Raw genomic sequence first — 16,202 nt, 5'->3', positions numbered from 1 at the left:
TGAGCGCACTCACACATCCGAATAGCGCACCTATCAGGAGTTGTCATCATGAAATGGTTCTACGATCTGAAAATCGCCCACAAGCTCAACGCTGCCTTTCTGGTGGTGCTGGTGTTCATCGTAGGGCTGGGCGGCTTCGCCATTGCACAACTGGGGCAGGTCAACCAGAGTTCCACCGACATCGCCCGCAACTGGCTGCCCAGCATGAGCACGCTGTCCAAGATCAGCCTGGCACTGGCCCGCTCGCGCAGCTTCGACATGCAGCAGCTGCTGGCCGACGACAAGAAGGAAGAGCAGGCCTCACGTGAGCGCGCCGACAAGCAGATGGCCATGCTGATGAAGGAAGTGACGGAATACGGCAAGCTGGTTTCCGAGCCCCGTGAAAAGGAGCTGTATCCGGAAATCCAGCGCAACGTAGCCGAATACAAACAACTGCATGACCGCATTTCCGCCCTGTTCCAGGACGGCCAGAAACAGGCCGGACACGCCCTGCTCAACAGCGCCTCCACCCCGGTCTATCGCAAGCTGCAGGAGCAAATCAGCGAACTCTCCGAAGTCAACAGCAAGGGGGCTGCCGTCTCCGATGCCACTGCCACCCAGGTCTATGAACAGGCACGTCTGGCCATCATCGTCCTGGTCGTTGCATGCATCACCTTGTCGATGATTCTCTCTTGGTGGATCGCCCGTCTGGTGGCCCGTCCGCTGACCAATGCGGTCGCCATTGCCCGCCAGGTGGCCGAAGGTGACCTGACCGCCGACATCCCCAGCGCCCATCGCGACGAGACCGGCCAGCTGCTGGACGCGCTCAAGCAGATGAACGGCAACCTCCTGAACATCGTGCGTGAAGTGCGCCAGGGTACCGACACCATCTCTACTGCCTCGGCCGAGATCGCGACCGGCAACATGGACCTGTCCTCCCGCACCGAACAACAGGCCGGCGCGCTCGAAGAAACCGCCTCGGCCATGGAAGAACTGACCTCCACCGTGCGCCAGAACTCCGACAACGCCCGCCAGGCCAACCAGCTTGCCGTGTCCGCATCCGAGATCGCCCAGAGTGGCGGCCAGGTGGTCGGCAAGGTGGTCGATACCATGGGCGCCATCAACGAATCCTCGCGCAAGATCGTCGACATCATCGGCGTGATCGACGGCATCGCCTTCCAGACCAACATCCTGGCCCTGAACGCCGCCGTGGAAGCTGCCCGTGCCGGTGAACAGGGACGCGGCTTCGCAGTGGTGGCCTCGGAAGTGCGTTCGCTGGCCCAGCGCAGCGCTGCCGCTGCCCATGAAATCAAGGGTCTCATCGACGACTCCGTGACCAAGGTGGACACTGGCAGCAAGCTGGTCCACGAAGCCGGCCAGACCATGAACGAGGTGGTCGCCAGCGTCAAGCGCGTCTCCGACATCGTGGCCGAGATCACCGCCGCCGGCGCCGAGCAGTCGCAAGGGATCGAACAGATCAACAATGCCGTGGTGCAGATGGACGAAAACACCCAGCAGAATGCCGCCCTGGTGGAACAGGCCGCTGCCGCCGCCAAGGCCCTGCAGGAACAGGCGACACGACTGAGCCAGACCGTTGGCGTGTTCCGCCTCGACAGCAGCCATGTGCCGGTGCCCATGATGCAGACCGCAGCCGCACCGGTAGTGCGCGACATCACCCCGGCGCGCCCGGCGGTGGCCCAGGCCCGCGCCCGCAGCATCGCCCAGCCGGCTGCACTGACCCGCCCGGCCGCTACCAAGAGCAACCATGACCACGCCGCCGACAACGGCGACTGGGAACAATTCTGATCCCCGAGGACGACAATGGACGCCTTTCAAAAAGAAATCGACGAACGCACCAACCTGACCTCCAGCAACAAGTTCGAACTGCTGCTGTTCCGTCTGGGAACCCCTGATGGTTCCACCGACAAGCCGGGTGAGCTGTATGGCATCAACGTCTTCAAGATCCGCGAGATCGTTCCCATGATGGACATCACCGCTGCGGCCGGCATGCGCTCGCCGATGCTGGGGATGGTCAACATCCGCGGACAGGTGATGTCGGTGGTGGACCTGCCGGCGGTGGCCGGTTGCAAGGCTGGTCATGGCATGAACATCCTGCTGATCACCGAATTCGCCCGCCATACCCAGGCTTTTGCGGTGGAGTCGGTGGAAGAGATCGTACGCCTGGACTGGAGCCAGGTACTGCCAGCCGATTCGCATTCGCCGGGCAGCCTGGTGACCAGCATCGCCCGCCTTGATTCGGCGCTCGATGGCGGCCGGCTGGTCCAGGTGCTGGACGTGGAACATATCCTGAACATGGTCTCGCCGGTGAAGGAACAGCTGCAGAGCCCGTCGCCGGGCAGCAACGAGTTCCGGCTCAAGCCTGGCTCGGTGATCCTGGCCGCCGACGATTCGCGCATGGCGCGTGCCCTGATCGAGCAATGCCTGAAGGACCTGAACCTGCCCTACGTGATGACTACCGATGGCCTCCAGGCCTGGAAGAAACTTCAGGAACTGTCGCAAGCAGCTGAACAGGAAGGCAAGCCGCTGACCGACAAGGTCGCCATGGTGCTGACCGACCTCGAAATGCCGGAAATGGATGGCTTCACCCTGACACGCAAGATCAAGGCCTCGGACCGATACAAGCAATTGCCGGTGGTGATCCACTCCTCGCTGACCGGTTCAGCCAACGAAGACCATGTGCGTTCGGTGGGCGCCGATGGTTATGTCGCCAAGTTTTCCCCGCCCGAACTGGCAGCAATGCTGCGCAAGGTGCTGCCCCCCTGACGGCACCTACTGCAGAGCCAATGACGGCGCTTTTTACAAGCGCGCGGCCGCCCTCCGGGGTGGCTGACTGAAGCAAGCCGGACGCCACCTTCACGGGTGGCGTCCGGCTTTGTGCCATGCACTTTCCGGCGCCGCCAATCCCGACAGCTTTGCGCTATCTCAAAATAATTCGAGACGAAGCTTCTAGAATCAGAAGTGAGCGTTCTTCCGGTTAGCGAGCACCGATCAGCAACAAACGGCACCGCGCCGTTGCCGGCAACCCGGACGCCTCCGCCCCGACCCGCGACCGGTCGCACCCTGCTGCTGGAGGCTGGTCATGCCCCATACCGCCGATCCCACCCCGACCATCGACGCCGGCTTGCATCGCCAAGCCATCCCTGCCTTGCTCACCGACATGGATGCCGAGCACCGCCAGGTGCTGGAAGGCATTGCCGCACTCGCGGCCTTGCCCGCGGACCGCTTTGCCAGTGCCTATGCGGCGCTGGTTGCCGAGATCGAAGCCGGCTTTCGCCAGGAAGAAAACATGATGGAAGCCATCGGCTATCGCGAGATCCGCGCCCACCGGCGCGACCATGCCGAGCTGCTGGCGCTGATGCACCGCTTGCGCCCCTACCTGGACGATGGCAATGCGCCGCTGGCCGATATCGTGATGGCGATGATCCCGGCCATGCTGGTAAGGCACATGGCCAGCCTGGACCAGGAATTGGCGCTGGCCTTGCGGCAGCATGCGTCAGGCGCAGACGCGGAGCACTGAAGCAACACGCCTGCGCGGGCTTGTTTCGTCCGCACTGCAATGCAGGTTCCGTCCGGGGTCGGGCATTGGACAGCATGCGCCCCCCCTGCCTTGCCCTGCCAGCCTGGAGCGGGTAATCGATCGCGCCGGTAAGGGAGGGCGGAAGGATGGCGAGCCCGGTACATCTCCCATCGCCTGACAAGCACAAATAAATAAATCAAATTAATCATTTAAGCGTCGGAGATACTTTTCTCCCGGACGGCTGGAAATCGGCATCACAACCCAGGCAGCGCCACTATTATCCTTATATTTCACATACTTAGAAACATCCCCCACAAAACTCATCAGGTCTTTTCTTTCCAACAACTACGTTGGACGTGCGCAACGAATTCATTATTTATGTCTCGAATAAATCGTTTTTTAAACGATCTAAATGAATTTGTGTTTTAATGATTCCATCAACCAACTTCCCTGGAGTCGATCATGCGCCTGAACCTGCCCGTAACCCAACAGGAACGCGACATCGACGCCCATGCATCGATCGTTTCCAAGACCGATACCAAGGGACGCATCACCTACGTCAATCCGACCTTCATCGCCGTCAGCGGCTTTACCGAAGAAGAGCTGATCGGCGCGCCGCAAAACATCGTGCGCCATCCGGACATGCCGGAGCTGGCCTTCGCTGACTTGTGGAGCACGCTCAAGTCCGGCCTGCCCTGGACTGGCCTGGTCAAGAACCGCTGCAAGAACGGCGACTTCTACTGGGTCAAGGCCAACGTCACCCCGATCTGGGAGCGCGGCGTCTGCAGCGGCTACATGTCGGTGCGTACCAAGCCCAGTCGTGCCGAAGTCAATGCCGCCGAGGGGGCCTACAAGGAACTGAAGAAAGAAAGTGCTCGCATCGCCGTGTATCGCGGCGAGGTGGTACCGACCGGATTGCGCGGCGCAGTGCAACGCGCGGCGCGGGTATCGCTCAAGACCCGGCTGGACCTCGGGCTGGGGGTGGCCGCCGTGGGCGTAGGCGCACTGGCCTTCCTCAATGCGCAATGTCTGGATCACGCCAGCAGCCTGCCGACCCTGGCTGCCTCCGGCGTTGCCCTGGCCAGCCTGGCGCTGCTGCGCATGACACTGGCCTCGCGCATCTTCACACCGCTGCGGCAGGCGGTCGCACAATCGCGCCGGGTCGCCGGTGGCGATCTCTCGGCCAACGATCTGCAGGCACGTCGCGATGAAATGGGGGCCCTGCTGCAGGCAATGGAACAGATGCGTGTGAACCTGGTGGCATCGGTGGGCGACGTGCGTCGCAGTGGCGTACACATGGCCCAGGCCACCAGCGAGATCGCGCGTGGCAACATGGACCTGTCCTCGCGCACCGAATCGCAGGCCAGCAGTCTGGAAGAGACCGCCGCCAGCATGGAGGAACTGGCCTCCACCGTCACCCAGAACAGCGAAAACGCGCGCCAGGCCAACCGTCTGGTGGAAGAAGCGCTGGTCACCACCCGCACCGGCGAAGCCTCGATCAGGCACATCAACGAGACCATGGATGCGATCAACAAGAGCGCCGACCAGATCAAGCAGATCACCGGGCTGATTGATGGCATCGCCTTCCAGACCAATATCCTGGCACTCAACGCCGCCGTGGAAGCCGCGCGTGCCGGTGAACAGGGTCGCGGCTTCGCCGTCGTGGCCGGCGAGGTGCGCACCCTGGCGCAGCGTTCGACCCAGGCCACCAAGGAAATCAAGGCCCTCATCGATGAATCGTCGCAGCGCGTCGGCGCCGGCGTGAAGCTGGCCGACGAGATGCGCGACACCATGGACGGCATCATGCGTTCGGTGACGCAGGCCGCCACTGCAGTGGCAGAGATCACGGCCGCTTCCGGCGAACAGCAGACCGGTATCCAGCAAGTCAATGAAGCGGTGGTGATGATGGACGAAGTCACCCAGCGCAATGCCGCACTGGTGGAGGAAGCCGCAGCGGCCGCCGCCAGCCTGGAAGAATCGACCCAGCAAATGATCCAGGCGATCAGCGTATTCAATCTGGATGCTGCCGTGGGGAGTGCGCCGGGCGCTGCTTCCGGCATGACGCGGTCCCAGCCGGACCTGTCGCAACGCGGTACAGCCAAGGCTCTGGCGATGCATCGCACCGTCTAACGATACGGGGCAGACCTCCGCCCCCTGCTGCGGAGGCTACGATGAGGGGAGGCCATCATGGGACATTGCGATGCCCTGGTGTCCAGGCAATTGAGCAGTCCGCACCTGGACGACAGTACGATCGGTGACGCCCCCGACATGCGTGCCCTGCTCAAGGATAACGCACGTTACCGCCACATCATCGGCAACACACCGGCCATCATCTACAGCAGCGTTCCCTCGGGCGACTTCCGGCTCACCTTCGTCAGCGAGAATGCTTCGCGCGTGCTGGGCTACGAGCCACAGGAGATGCTGGACGATTCCAATTTCTGGTTCAACCACATCCATCCCGACGATACGGCAGCCATCTTCTCCAGCCTAGCCATGCTGTTCGTAGAAGACCAGAAGATCTACGAATACCGCTTCCGCGCCAGCGATGGCCGCTATCTCTGGATGCACGACACCCTGCGCCTGATCCGCGACCCGGCGGGCAAGCCGCTGGAGGTGATCGGCCTGATGACCGACATCAGCGGCCGCAAGGAAATGGAAGACACCCTGCAACGCCAGGCCGAGGAACAAGGCAAGCTGATCGAACAGCTGGGCATGGCCCAGGCGCAACTGATGCAGTCCGAAAAACTGGCCTCCATCGGCCAGTTGGCCGCCGGTGTGGCACACGAGATCAACAACCCGATCGGCTTTGTGTCCGCCAACCTCAATACCTTGGGCAACTACGTGGCAACCCTGCTGGAAGGCATCAAGCTCTACCAGTGCGTACTCGGCGGCGCCCTGCCGGCCAGCGTGGCGCAGTCCGAGCTGCAGGCCTTCGAAGACCGGGCCGACCTGCAATACCTCAGTCAGGACGTCACCGAACTGCTCAGTGAATCCAATGAAGGCTTGCAGCGGGTCAAGAACATCGTGCAATCGCTCAAGGATTTTTCGCGCACCGGCGAGAGCAACTGGCAGATGGCCGACCTGCATCGCGGCCTGGATAGCACGCTCAACATCGCCAACAACGAATTGAAGTACAAGGTGACGGTCGTCAAACAGTACGGTGAACTACCCATGGTCAGGTGCCTGGCCTCGGAACTGAATCAGGTCTTCATGAACCTGCTGGTCAACGCGGCCCAGGCCATCAGCGACAAGGGCGTGGTCACGCTACGCACCGAGCGCTGTGGCGATCGGGTCGCCATCAGCATCAGTGACACCGGCCATGGTATCGCACCGGAACACATCAACCGCATCTTCGAACCCTTCTTCACTACCAAGCCGGTCGGCAGCGGGACCGGCCTGGGCTTGTCGCTGTCCTACGGCATCATCAAGAAGCATGGCGGTGACATCCGCGTCTGCAGCGCACCGGGCAGAGGCACCACCTTCCGGATCGAATTACCGATTGATCCCGCACGCGTCACGGAAAAGACAGAAGCGACAGCAACACCAGTGGCAAAGGAAGCGATTGAGACAGTTGAAGCGACTGAAGCGCCAGCAAAAAGAGGAGAAGCATCATGAGCGCCATCCATAGCCAGGAAATCCAGACCGTCCAACAAGCCGATCCCTTTACCCTGCCGCCGCCCTGCATCCTGTTGGTGGATGATGAGCAGAGCATCCTCTCGGCCTTGAAGCGCAGCTTCCGTCCGCAGGGTTACCAGCTGCTCACCGCCACCAGCGCCGAGGCCGCACTGGAAGTCATGGCCAGCGCCGACGTCGACCTGGTCATCTCCGACATGCGCATGCCGGGCATGAGCGGTGCTCAATTCCTGGCCCAGGTGCGGCGCCAGTGGCCGGCCACCATGCGCATCCTGCTGACCGGCTATTCCGAGATCGGCAGCACCATTTCGGCCATCAACGATGGTGGCATCCACCATTACCTCGCCAAGCCCTGGGACGATCGCGAACTGCTGATGATCGTGGCGCACGCGCTGGAAGAGCAGCAACTGCGCAAGCAGAAGATGGCGCTGGAACGCAAGGTCCACGAACAGAACCTGCAACTGGCCGACTTCAACCGCCAGCTGGAGCGGCAGGTGCAGGCACGCACCGAGGAATTGCGGCAGACCGTGATGTTCCTGGAAAGCGCCCAGGAAGAAGAGCACAAGTCTTTCCTCTCCATGCTGCATGTCTTCTCCGACATCAGCGAACTGCGCGCTGGTCTGGCCAGCGGTCAGTCGGCCCGGGTGGCGCGCTGGTGCGAACAGCTCGCACTGCGCATGGGCATGACGGCACATCACGCGAGGGACACCATGATGGCCGGCATGTTGCATGGCATCGGCAAGCTGGGCCTGTCCGAAGATCTGGTACGCAAGCCGATCGAGAAGATGAGCAGCGAGGAGTTGCAGCGCTTCCTCTGGCACCCGGTGAAAGGGCAGATGCTCTTGACGCCCATCCCCAGCCTGGCCGAGACCGGCGAGATCATCCGTCATCAACACGAACGCCATGACGGCCGGGGCGTACCGGAAAGCCTGTCGGGCGACGCGATCCCCCTGGGTTCGCGCATCCTGGCGGTGGTACGCGACTTCGAGGGCTTGTGCAATGGCGGCATCACCAGCCAGAACACGACACCGGAAAAGGCACTGGCAATGCTGCGCACACATGCCGGCCATCGCTACGACCCGCTGGTGGTGGAGGCCTTCGTCACCATGATCGAAGAACAGCGGCTGATGCTGGAACAGCAGACCCGCCTGCTGGCACCGCAGGAACTGCGGGTCGGCATGAAGCTGGCCGAAGACCTGCGTACACGCTCCGGGGTGTTGCTGCTGAACAAGGAGCATGTGCTGGACGAAGCCATCCTGACCCGGCTGCGTCGCTTCGAGCAGATCGAGGAGATGCCGCTGAAAGCAAGGATCCTGCTGCATTGAGGCGCGCACCTGAGTCACACACCGATTGATCCCGGCTGGCCTGTATGGCCAGACCGGGAATTTCCTGATTGTCCACCGGACTGCCTGCTGGTGGAATCAGCACATCCTGGCGCACTGCGCCGGCTCACGTGGGGGTACGTGGGCTTGTTTCATTGATGATCATGCATTCCAACAAGAAAGACCTGTCGAAAATGACCAGAGTCACGCGCAATACCTGGATTTTCCTGCTGATTGCCCTGGGCCTGCTGCTGGCCGGGGTGGCCGGCCTGTCCCATCTGAATCATCAGGAGGTACGCAGCAGTCTGGCCATGGACAGCCGCTGGATCAGGGACGACATCGAGTCCCTGCTGCGCCGCTATGAACACGGCCTGCGCGGCACGCGTGGTGCCATCCTCGCCATCGGTCCGGGCGAACTGAATCGCGAGCGTCTGCTGCGCTATATGGACAGCCGCGACCTGGCCCAGGAATTCCCCTGGGCCGGTGGCTTCGGCTTCATCCGGTATGTACCGATGGAGCAGCGCGCGGACTATGAAAGGAAGGTCGCTGAGCATCATCAACTATTCCCCTCCGTCATCCAGTTGAGCCCCAACCCGGGCGAGCTCTACGTCATCGAACAGATCGAACCGATCGGCCCCAATCGCGAGGCGCTGGGCCTGGATATCGCCTCCTCCCAGGAACGCCGCTCGGCAGCCGACCACGCCATGCTGACCGGCCGTGCCGAACTGACCATGCCGATCCAGCTGGTGCAGAAGCAAGGGTCAGGTGCCAACGCCTACCTGTTCCTGCTGCCGATCTATGCCGGTTCGGTGACACCTGCGACCATGGAACAGCGACGCGAGCAGATCGTCGGATGGGCCTATGCCCCGCTGTCGGTGCAGGACATCCTGTCCGAGCTGAGCCGCCGCTGGAACATGCATTCACTGGAAATCCTGATCGAGGATGTGGCCAGCGATCAACCGCCGGTGGAACTGTTCCGCAGCGCAGGTTACAACCAGCTCGATGATGTGGTCAGCCTGGACACGGCGGTGCCGCTCTATGGCCGCGCCTGGAGACTGGTAATCCGCGCTTCGCCCGAATACAGCCAGACGCACCAGTTCATCAGCGACCGCGCCATGCTGCTTTCCTGCGGCACGCTGCTGGCCCTGATCGTTGTCATCGCCCTGGCCTACCAGGTCTTTTCCAGCCGCGAACAGAAGCTGCAGGAAGCCCGTGCGCTGCTGGCGGCTGTGGTCGACAGTTCTCCCGATGCCATCGTGACCACCGATGCCCGGGGCCTGATCAGTTCCTGGAACAAGGGGGCAAGCGATTATCTGCACCTGCCGGAAAGCCGCGCGCTGGGGAGCAGTCTGTCCGATCACGCCACCCTGCGCGAACTGGATGAGCGCGGTGGTGCGCCGGAAGTCGCAACGATGTCCGAGCAGGCAACGACGGCGCAGGTCATCAGCCTGCCGGGCGATCCGATACGCTATGCCTCTGCGCTGCTGTTCCCGTTGCGCGACCTCGCGGGACGGCCGATCGGCAAGGCCTTCATGCTGCGCGATATCACCCGCGAGAAGCGCATCGAACGCCAGCTGCATCGCATCAACGAAGAACTGGAGCTGACCGTCCAGCAGCGCACCCATGCGCTGCACCAGGCCAAGACCATGCTGCAGACGGTGCTCAACGTCATGCCTTCGCTGGTGGGCTACTGGGACAAGCATCTGATCAACCGTTTCGCCAATGCCTCCTACGAACGGGTGTTCCATCGTTCGCCGGGCGAGATCAATGGCATGTACATGCCCGACCTGGTGGGCAACGACCTGTTCGAAAAGGCGCTGCCCCATATCGAGGCGGTGCTCGCTGGAGAAAAGCAGACCTTCGAGCGTACCTTCGATGATCCCTCACTGGGGATGAAGCATGTACTGACCACCTACATCCCCGACATCTCGGATCAGGGCGAGGTGATCGGCTTCTATGTGGTGGCGCACGACGTCACCGAGATTACCCATAACCGCAACCAGCTATGGGAAGCGCTGGAACAGAACCAGTCGCTGCTGGACCAGGTGCAGGAAACCAATGCCCTGCTCAACAACGTGCTGGGCTCGGCCACCGGGGTGGCGATCATCGCGACTGCGCCGGACGGCATGATCACCCTGTTCAACCGCGGCGCCGAGCAGATGCTGGGCTACCGTGCCGAAGAAGTGATCGGCCAGCTGAACGAAGAGGCCTTCTCCGGCCAGCGTGTGGCGCCCCCCGCCTCACCGCAGAACGGAGAGACCGACCAGGCCGTGGCCGACCTGCCCTACCGCCGCAAGGATGGCGCAACGCTCCCGGTGGCGCGCCAGCAGACCGCGATGCTGGATCACCGCCAGCGTCATCTCGGCTATCTCTACATCGCCATGGACATGCGTCTGCAACGCAAGCAGGAGGCCGAACTGGCAGCCGCCCGCGACCAGTTGATGCTGGCTGCGGAAGTGGCCAAGCTGGGGGTATGGGTGTGGGACATGCAGAGTGATTCCTTCGAGTTCAATCGTCGGATCGCCGAGATCTACGGCATTGGCAACGGCATCGGTACCCAGACCACCACCTACGAAGCCTGGCGCCGCCGCGTGCATCCGGACGACGTTGTCTATGTGGAAAATGCGCTGCAGGCGGCCCTGACAGGCAGCGGGGAATTCGAACCGGTGTTTCGCGTGGTGCGCGAAGACGGCGGCATCCGCTACGTACAGGCGCGCGCCCATGTGGACCGCGATGGCATGGGGTCGGCGGTACGGGTGATCGGCATCAACCTGGACATCACGCAACGCATCGAATTCGAGAACAACCTGGTCGATGCGCGACTGAAGGCGGAACAGGCCAACTCGGCCAAAAGCCTGTTCCTGGCCAGCGTGAGCCACGAGATCCGCACGCCCATGAACGGGGTACTGGGGATGATCCAGCTGCTGCAGCGGACCCAGCCGCTACCGGGCCAGCGTGACTACCTGGAGAAGGCGGAGATCTCGGCCAAGTCGCTGCTGAACCTGCTCAACGACCTGCTCGATTTTTCCAAGATGGATGTGCAGCAATTGCAGCTGGAGCTGCAGGCCTTCGATCTCGATCATTTCCGCCACGACCTCGTCGCGGTGCTGGCCGGTTCGCCGCCCCAGGAGGGGGTCAGCCTGAATATCGAACTCGATCCCGCATTGCCGCAGCGCGTGGTGGGCGATGCCTACCGCCTGCATCAGGTACTGGTCAACCTGATCGGCAATGCGCTCAAGTTTACGCACCTGGGCCGCATCGATGTGCGCTTGCAGAAGCTCGCTGCATCCAGCGCACAGCAACTGAACCTGAGGGTGGAGGTCAAGGACACCGGCATCGGCATCGCTGCCGAACGGCTGGAGGACATCTTCGATGCCTTCACCCAGGCCGAGGCCTCGACCACCCGCCGCTACGGTGGTACGGGTCTGGGTCTGGCCATCAGCCGCCATCTGGTGCAACTGATGGGCGGCCAGCTGCAGGTCAGCAGCGAGCCGGGGCGGGGCAGCCGTTTCTGGTTCGATCTGCAATTGCCGGTGGAAGATGCAACACCGCTGTCGGAGGCGCGGCCGGACACTGCATCCGTAACGATGGAAAGTGGCGACGCGGCATCGGCCCCGTCGCGCGAACTGGAAGGTGTGCAGATCCTGCTGGTGGAAGACAACGCTGTCAATCGCCAGGTCGCCAGCGGCCTGCTGGCGCTTTCTGGTGCGCAGGTTACCTGCGCCGACAACGGCAGCACGGGCGTGGCCATCGCCAGCGACCCGGCGCGCCATTTCGACCTGATCCTGATGGACTTGCAGATGCCGGGCATCGACGGCATGGAGGCCACCCGCCGCATCCGGCGCCAGCACGATCTGCGCGGCATTCCCATCCTGGCCATGACGGCCAATGCATCGCCGGAGGACAAGCGGCGTTGCATCCAGGCGGGCATGGCCGGGCATATCGCCAAGCCCATCGATGTCACCACGCTGATCCCCACTCTGCTGTCACACCTGGGCCATGACCGATCGTCAACGGCAACAGTGTCGATGACGGAAACTGCCACCGATGCCATCACCGATGCGCCCTGCTCGCGCCAGGGCGTGGACAGTTACCAGACGGTGATGCGGCGATTCCGTCAGGCCAGCGATATCTACCGATTCACCCTGGATACCGCGGGAGCAGAGCTGGAGCGTCTCCTGGCGCAATACCGGGAGGCCCTGGAAGAAGGCGCGCTGCCCGCCATCGGTGCGGCCAGTCATGCCATCAAGGGCCTGAGCGCCACCATCGGTGCCTGCGGTCTGGCGGCCTATTTCGGCACCGTCGAAGCGCACAGCGCACAAGCGGCGTCCGTCGAGACCGATGCGCTGCTGGAGCGCTGGCGCCAGGAGTGCGCCCCCAGCCAGCGCGACGCCCAACTGGTCCTGCAGCAATTGCTGATGCAGGCCATGCAGGGGGCGCCGGCTCTGCCGGCCAGCGACACCGAAGCCGCGCCACTGGTGACGCCAGCGCCACAGGCTTCCGATTTTCCTGATAGGCAGCGCCTGCATGACTTGTTATCGTCGAGCAACCTGGAAGCACTCGACCTGGCCGAGTCCATCAGCAAGCGGCACGGACTGACGCAGCACGTCTGGCACCAGCAGTTGTGGGAGCTGATCGAACGACTCGACTTCGCGTCGGCGCTGAGCCATCTCGATCAACATTTTGGAGAAGCAAGTTGAAACGCATCCTGGAAGAACTTTCGTCGCTGCGTGGCAGCCGGGCGCGGGTGCTGCTCTGCGACGACCAGCCGATCAATATCCGCCTGGCCAATGCGCTGCTCAAGGGTGACTACGACATCTACATGGCCACCAGCGGTATGCAGGCCATCGAACAGTGCGAAAAGGTGCAGCCGGACCTGATCCTGATGGACGTCAACATGCCCGGCCTGAATGGTTACGAAACCTGCGAACGGCTCAAGCAGAACACCGCTACGCTGGGTATTCCGGTGATCTTCCTGACCGGCCTCAACAGCGAGGAGGACGAGGCCCGTGGCTTCGATGTCGGTGGCGTCGATTTCATCAGCAAGCCGATCCACGGCACGGTACTGAAAGCGCGTGTACTGACGCACCTGACCCTGAAGCTGCAATCCGATTTCTATCGCAACATTGCGGTGACCGATTCGCTCACGGGCTTGTTCAACCGTCGCAAGTTCGATAGCGAACTGGCCGAGAAATGGGAACTCTGCAAACGCTCCGGCCAGGCGATCTCTCTGCTGATGATCGACATCGATTACTTCAAGCGCTACAACGATCACTACGGCCACCAGGCCGGCGATCAATGCCTGGCCGAAGTGGCGCACGCCATCCGCAGCAACTTCCATCGCAGCTATGACTGCGTGGCACGCTATGGGGGTGAAGAGTTCGCCTGCATCCTGCCGATGGCGGGGAGCGAACAAGCCATCAGGCTGGCCGAGAATGTCTGCCAGTCGGTGGCGCGGTTGAATTTGCCCCATGCGCGTTCCGAGGTGGGACCGCATGTCACGCTCAGTATCGGCGTGGCGTCGATCACGGCACCCGATCCCGGTAGCTCGCCGGCGGGGCTGATTGCGCTGGCTGACCAGAACCTTTACCAGGCCAAGGCGCACGGTCGGGCACAGGTGTATGCAGAAGTGGAAATCGCGCAAGGGACAAGCGCCTGAAAGTGTCAATTAGCCACGCCGGCAAGTCTCTTATATGCCACGCTATGTGGCCTCTTGTCGAAAAAAATTGAGATTCTTCTCGAAGAAATTCGAAGTATTACGCCAGAAATTTTCCATCCTATCGACTAAATTCGACGGCACGGTGAAACTGCAGTTTTTCTTCCCGCATGTCCTCGTTCAGTGGCGCAAACGGTGCCGCGGCGAGGAAGTCGGTGAAGCCCTTTATCCCGTTTGATGCGTCCATATCGGTCAAGGAAGAAAAACATGGCAAATACAAATCTTGCTCATATCGTTGGTGGTGACGATTCCCTCGGTGGCCCGCTGGGTCGCATGCTGGAGGCCGCCGGCTTCCACGTGGCACACCATCCCTCTGCAGACGAATTCCTGCAGGAGCCGACCGCCCCACCCGGCGGCACGGTGCTGGAAGTCCACATGCAGGATGTCGACGCACCACAATTGCGTTCGCTGCTGGGTGAACGACAGCTCGGCATGCCGCTGATCGTGATCACCTCGCAGGCCCAGCGTCCGGCAGAAGGAAATGAACCGCGACCCACCGCCATTCGCGACACCCGAGGCACGCTGCAGCAGGAGGATAACCGCAGCCAGCCGATGCTGCACCAGCAGCTGGTAGCCGCTTTCCGCGGTGCGCTGATGCCCTTCGATGAATCCGGTCCGCAGATGCAGCAGCGGCAGGAACACCACCAGCGCCTGAAGACGCTCACCCGTCGCGAGCGCGAAGTGCTGGAGCGCCTGGTAAAGGGTCGCCTGAACAAGCAGATCGCCGCCGAACTGGGCACCTCGGAACGGACGGTGAAGGCCCATCGGCAGCAGGTGATGCGCAAGATGCACGCCGGTTCGCTGGCCGAACTGGTGACGGCGATGACCCGCTACTGATTCACCTGGCGCCGCCTGGCAGGGCGGCAGCCTCAGCCGGTGACGGTATCCTCGGATTCCACCCGATTGCGGCCGCCGCGCTTGGCTTGATACAAGGCCTGATCGGCGCGTGCATAGGCCTCTTCGAAATCGCTGCCGGCGGCAGCCCAGGCCACACCGAAACTGGACGTCACCGCCCGTTCCGGCAAACACTGAAAGCGTTCCCCCGCAATCACCTGCCGGATCTTTCCGGCGAATATCACCGCCTGCTCCAGCGCCATCCCGGCCAGCAGGATGGTGAACTCCTCCCCACCCACCCGTCCGACCACACCTGTCCCCGCCAGCGTGCTGCGCAGGCGGCCGACCAGTTCCCGGATCACGGCGTCGCCGGTCGGATGCCCGAATTCATCGTTGATGCGCTTGAAGAAATCGATATCCAGCACCACCAGTGACATCGCCGATTTTTCCAGGATCTGGTGAGCTCGCTCGAACACCGCACCCCGGTTGAGCGCGCCGGTCAGGTTGTCGTGCCTGGCCTTGTAGTCGAGCTCATCGCTCAGTTGCTTCAGGCGCGCATTGAGCTGATTGAGCTCGCGCTCGGTGCGGTCACTGCGCGAGATCAGGCGACGGCTCTGCCGCATCAGCTGACCATAGTGCTGTACCAGCTCCTCCAGCGCTGCCCGATGGGCGGCCGGCTCGGCGCCGGCATCGGCCAGCACGGCATTGGCGCGGCTCAGGGCCTGGGCTTCCGCTTCGAAAAGGTCGACCTCGTCCATCAGCTCTGTACCGCGTGATCGTGGAAGACCAGCGCGGAAAAGTCTTCCTGCAATTCCTGGCCAAACTCGAAGATGGTGTCGTCTTCCTCATCGTGGTACCAGTTCAGGACCACCTCGGTGCCGTCCTCGGCCTTCTCGTTCAAGGCATCGAACAGGGAAAACAACATCTTGGTGCTGGAACTGTTGAAGTAGGCCAGGGCCACATTGACGGTGATGGTGCCGCCGCCCTCGTCGTCGGCGAGGAAGCGGCGCAGCGTGGTGATGATCTCGCCCCAGAACTGGGCGGCATTCTCGGGATAGGATTCGCCCTTCAGCGAAAGCATGCGCTGGTCGAAGCGGAAGTCCACTTCGGGAGAGCTGGCGCTGGCGGCGATGAATAAATTGTCCATGATGTCGTGTGTCCGGATACCGGCGGGCCTGGA

11 protein-coding genes are annotated in these 16,202 nt (G+C 62.3%); 9 read left to right on the top strand and 2 right to left on the bottom strand.

Going from position 1 to position 16,202, the window contains the following annotated elements:
- Window positions 1-48 precede the first annotated feature (48 nt).
- From BTM36_RS05345 to BTM36_RS05305, 9 genes are all read left to right on the top strand, one after another.
- Window positions 49-1,785, top strand: coding sequence for a methyl-accepting chemotaxis protein (locus BTM36_RS05345; RefSeq protein WP_077235477.1), 1,737 nt, complete (start codon window positions 49-51; stop codon window positions 1,783-1,785).
- A 15-nt stretch (window positions 1,786-1,800) separates the two neighbouring features.
- A complete protein-coding gene (locus BTM36_RS05340) occupies window positions 1,801-2,763 on the top strand; it encodes a chemotaxis protein (RefSeq protein WP_077235476.1) in 963 nt (320 codons plus the stop codon).
- 316 nt (window positions 2,764-3,079) lie between these two features.
- Entirely contained in the window at window positions 3,080-3,517 is a 438-nt protein-coding gene (locus BTM36_RS05335; RefSeq protein WP_006462082.1) for a bacteriohemerythrin, read from the top strand.
- A 462-nt stretch (window positions 3,518-3,979) separates the two neighbouring features.
- On the top strand, window positions 3,980-5,647 hold the full coding sequence (locus tag BTM36_RS05330; protein WP_077235475.1) for a PAS domain-containing methyl-accepting chemotaxis protein: 1,668 nt from the start codon (window positions 3,980-3,982) through the stop codon (window positions 5,645-5,647).
- Window positions 5,648-5,704: 57 nt separating this feature from the next.
- Window positions 5,705-7,132: an ATP-binding protein gene (locus BTM36_RS05325; RefSeq protein WP_254426933.1), complete on the top strand. Its 1,428-nt coding sequence runs from the start codon at window positions 5,705-5,707 to the stop codon at window positions 7,130-7,132.
- Window positions 7,129-8,475, top strand: coding sequence for an HD domain-containing phosphohydrolase (locus tag BTM36_RS05320; protein ID WP_077235474.1), 1,347 nt, complete (start codon window positions 7,129-7,131; stop codon window positions 8,473-8,475). Before BTM36_RS05325 ends, BTM36_RS05320 begins: the two co-directional genes overlap by 4 nt.
- Window positions 8,476-8,666: 191 nt before the next feature.
- Complete coding sequence (locus tag BTM36_RS05315) at window positions 8,667-13,172, top strand: CHASE domain-containing protein (RefSeq protein ID WP_254426932.1); 4,506 nt, start codon at window positions 8,667-8,669, stop codon at window positions 13,170-13,172.
- Complete coding sequence (locus BTM36_RS05310; protein ID WP_077235472.1) at window positions 13,169-14,131, top strand: diguanylate cyclase; 963 nt, start codon at window positions 13,169-13,171, stop codon at window positions 14,129-14,131. Before BTM36_RS05315 ends, BTM36_RS05310 begins: the two co-directional genes overlap by 4 nt.
- Before the next feature lie 264 nt (window positions 14,132-14,395).
- On the top strand, window positions 14,396-15,025 hold the full coding sequence (locus BTM36_RS05305) for a response regulator transcription factor (protein ID WP_077235471.1): 630 nt from the start codon (window positions 14,396-14,398) through the stop codon (window positions 15,023-15,025).
- A 32-nt stretch (window positions 15,026-15,057) separates the two neighbouring features.
- Here BTM36_RS05305 and BTM36_RS05300 read toward each other — a convergent pair whose 3' ends face one another.
- The gene (locus tag BTM36_RS05300; protein ID WP_077235470.1) at window positions 15,058-15,780 is read right to left on the bottom strand and encodes a GGDEF domain-containing protein; all 723 of its coding nucleotides are present in this window, start codon (window positions 15,778-15,780) and stop codon (window positions 15,058-15,060) included.
- Window positions 15,780-16,169, bottom strand: a complete 390-nt coding sequence (locus BTM36_RS05295; RefSeq protein ID WP_077235469.1) for a DUF1987 domain-containing protein — start codon at window positions 16,167-16,169, stop codon at window positions 15,780-15,782. The genes BTM36_RS05300 and BTM36_RS05295 overlap by 1 nt, the downstream gene beginning before the upstream one ends.
- Window positions 16,170-16,202 lie beyond the last annotated feature (33 nt).

It is taken from the genome of Herbaspirillum sp. VT-16-41 (genome assembly GCF_001994935.1).
Lineage (GTDB): Bacteria > Pseudomonadota > Gammaproteobacteria > Burkholderiales > Burkholderiaceae_D > Herbaspirillum > Herbaspirillum frisingense.
Note: the sequence above shows the minus strand (reverse complement) of the source record. Positions and strands in the feature narration are given on the sequence as shown.